The 751-nt window shown below is 46.4% G+C and carries 1 protein-coding gene and 1 pseudogene; both read left to right on the plus strand.

The features are described from left to right. Nucleotides 1-80: 80 nt before the first annotated feature. Nucleotides 81-431 (plus strand): Rieske (2Fe-2S) protein, encoded by a 351-nt coding sequence (locus tag AC1DVH_RS32180; RefSeq protein WP_477757176.1) that lies wholly within the window; start codon nt 81-83, stop codon nt 429-431. An 84-nt stretch (nt 432-515) separates the two neighbouring features. Then, nucleotides 516-751, plus strand: a pseudogene (locus AC1DVH_RS32185) (hypothetical protein); the annotation flags it as partial.

The following is a 751-nucleotide window of genomic DNA, read 5'->3' on the forward strand; positions in this document are numbered from 1 at the left end:
ACTCCCAAGTGTTCCTGTTCCATTGGCGTGAAAAATGGGCTCCCGGCGGAAAGCCCGATTGATAAGGGGGTAGGTCAAAGATGGCAAAATCTGATCGCCGCAGGCTTTGCCATCTCGAGCAAATTGCGCCAGGGCAATCTTTGGGGTTCAGGACGGAAAGCATAGGTCAAGACGATATTTTTTTAGTCAATGATCGCGGAAATATTGTTGGCTMCAAAAACTCTTGCCCCCATTGGCCCGGTTCGACTATGCCGGTGCGCAAGAATCGATATCTCGACAGTGGGTCCAAGCATATCGTTTGTAGTGGTCATGGTGCGTTGTTTGAAATCAATTCGGGTTTGTGCATAAAAGGCCCCTGTCTTGGCTTGCGTTTGACTCCTGTGAGTTTGGAAATTTCTGAGGCGGGAGAAATATTTTTCTTGGGAGAGTAGCATCCCAAAGATTTTTGGCGGATTTTCAGTTATTTAATTGCGTCAGTACCATTGCCAAAAACAAGAACAAGAAAGGAAAGTGTGATGAAAACTCCAGCTGATTTTCGCCTGGTGATTTGTGTTGGTGTATTGCTGTTTTCCGCCCAATCGATTGCGCTTGAAGGTGGCACTTCCAGTTATCCATTGGGTATTGTAACTGTCATGAGTGGGGCAGTAGGTGCTCCAGGCGAAACTCATGCCTACACATACAACAAAACTGTTGCCATAGACTCAATTCGAGATGGGCAAGGGAATAAAGTATTTCCGAAGGCTAAAGGAAG

This window comes from Pseudomonas sp. P4_C3 (assembly GCF_056402075.1).